Genomic DNA, 2223 nt, shown 5'->3' with positions numbered 1-2223 from the left:
CGCCCCCGCAGGAGCCGGCGCGGGCCCCCGCCGCGGCGGCGGGGGCGGGGCCCCCCCCCCGGGGGGGGGGCCCCCCCGGGGGGGGGGGGCGCCCCCCGGGGGGGGGGCCCCCCCTTCTCCATGCGCCTGACGGCGTCCGCGCTTACGCCCGGTCGTCGTCCAGGTCCTCGTCGTCCTCGTCGTCCTCGTCGTCGATCCCGTCCGCGTCGTCCACGGCGTCCGTCGCGTCGGACTGCTCGGACTGCTCGGACTCGTCGGACTCGTCCAGCTCGTCGATGGCGTCCACGAACTCGACACCGTCCAGCTCGGCGAGGCGGTCGGAGGCGTCCGTGGCCCCGTCCTTGTCCGACTCCGCCGTCTTGGCGAACCACTCACGCGCCTCGTCCTCGCGCCCGGCCGCGAGCAGCGCGTCGGCGTAGGCGTACCGCAGGCGAGCGGTCCACGGGTGGACGGCGGTGGACGCGAGCTCGGGGCTCTGGAGAGTCACGATGGCGGCGTCGAGCTGCCCCATGTCGCGGCGGGCACCGGCGGCGACGAGACGCATCTCGACCTGCCCTGCCTTGTCCAGCTTCTGCACCTCGGGCTCACCGGCCATGGCGAGCGCCCGCTCGGGCCGGCCCATACCGCGCTCGCAGTCGGCCATCACGGGCCAGAGCTCGACACCACCGGTCATCCGCCGCGCGGCCCGGAACTCGGCCAGCGCCTCGGAGTACTTCTGGGTGGCGTAGGCGGCGAAGCCGGCGGCCTCGCGGACGGCGGCGACACGCGAGGCGAGCCGCAGGGCGATACGGGAGTACGCGTACGCCTGCTCCGGGTCCTCGTCGATCAGGTTGGCGACCATGACGAGGTTACGGGCCACGTCCTCGGCGAGCCCCTTGGGCAGGCTCATGAGCTCCTGGCGCACGTCCGCGTCGATCTCGTCGCCCGTGACGTCGTCCGGGATCGGCAGCCGCTTGATCGGTGCACGGTCCGGCCGGTCCCGGTCGCGGTCGTCCCGACGGCCGTAGCCACCCCGGTCGTCGCGACCGCGGTAGCCGCCACCGCGGCTGTCGTCACGCCGGTCGTCACGCCGGAAGCCGCCACCGCGGCTGTCGTCGCGGCGGGGCCCACGCGGCCGGTCGTCGCGCCGGAAGCCACCGTCACGGCGGTCGTCGCGGGGACGCTCGTCACGGCGGTCGTCGCGGGGACGCTCGTCACGACGCTCATCACGACGGAACGACGGCCGCTCGTCACGACGTTCGTCGCGACGGAAGGACGGACGGTCATCGCGGCGCTCGTCACGGCGGTCGTCACGCGGACGGTCATCGCGACGGAAACCACCACCGCGGTTGTCGTCACGACGGTCGTCACGCGGACGGTCATCACGGCGGAACGACGGGCGGTCGTCGCGACCGCGGAAACCGCCGCCACGGTTGTCGTCACGCCGGTCGTCGCGACGGAAGGAAGGACGGTCGTCACGGCGGTCGTCACGCGGACGGTCATCGCGACGGAAACCACCGCCACGGTTGTCGTCACGACGGTCATCACGACGGAACGACGGACGGTCGTCACGGCGGTCGTCACGCGGACGGTCATCGCGACGGAAACCACCACCGCGGTTGTCGTCACGCCGGTCGTCACGCGGACGGTCGTCACGGCGGAAGCCACCGCCGCGGTTGTCACCTCGGTTGTCGTCACGACGGAACGACGGGCGGTCGTCGCGACCGCGGAAACCGCCACCACGGTTGTCGTCACGGCGGTCGTCACGACGGAAACCACCGCTGCGGTTGTCGTCACGCCGGTCGTCACGACGGTCGTCGCGACGGAAGGAAGGACGGTCGTCACGGCGGTCGTCACGCGGACGGTCGTCACGACGGAAACCACCGCCGCGGTTGTCACCACGGTTGTCGCCTCGGTTGTCGTCACGACGCGGGCCACGGAAGCCGCCTCGCTCGCCACCGTCCCTACGACGCGGGTCGCGCTCCGGACGATCGTCGGGAGAGTTGGTGGACATCGGCGTGACTCCTGTCTTCGGGTACTGCAGTCATTCTCGCGCAGTCGGCACCCCGACGCGCTTCGGAAAAAATCATGGAAAAACAAAAAGGACCCTTGGTCCCAGCATGAACGCTGGGACCAAGGGTCCTGAAAGATTGTTCGGCGGCGTCCTACTCTCCCACAGGGTCCCCCCTGCAGTACCATCGGCGCTGAAAGGCTTAGCTTCCGGGTTCGGAATGTAACCGGGCG

At 71.7% G+C, this 2223-nt stretch carries 2 protein-coding genes and 1 rRNA gene; all 3 read right to left on the bottom strand.

The features are described from left to right. Window positions 1-142: 142 nt before the first annotated feature. A complete protein-coding gene (locus tag ACF1G2_RS19470) occupies window positions 143-889 on the bottom strand; it encodes a tetratricopeptide repeat protein (RefSeq protein ID WP_391799466.1) in 747 nt (248 codons plus the stop codon). Then, the gene (locus ACF1G2_RS19465) at window positions 886-2079 is read right to left on the bottom strand and encodes a hypothetical protein (RefSeq protein WP_391799465.1); all 1194 of its coding nucleotides are present in this window, start codon (window positions 2077-2079) and stop codon (window positions 886-888) included. Before ACF1G2_RS19465 ends, ACF1G2_RS19470 begins: the two co-directional genes overlap by 4 nt. A 52-nt stretch (window positions 2080-2131) precedes the next feature. Continuing rightward, window positions 2132-2223, bottom strand: a 5S ribosomal RNA gene (rrf, locus tag ACF1G2_RS19460); the annotation flags it as partial.

This window comes from Streptomyces sp. NPDC013457, from assembly GCF_043089925.1.
Taxonomy (GTDB): domain Bacteria; phylum Actinomycetota; class Actinomycetes; order Streptomycetales; family Streptomycetaceae; genus Streptomyces.
Note: the sequence above shows the minus strand (reverse complement) of the source record. Positions and strands in the feature narration are given on the sequence as shown.

Bases quoted from the DNA above. Each gene is read 5' to 3' on its own strand.
- ACF1G2_RS19470 (WP_391799466.1), bottom strand. From the start codon at position 889: ATGAGCCTGCCCAAGGGGCTCGCCGAGGACGTGGCCCGTAACCTCGTC.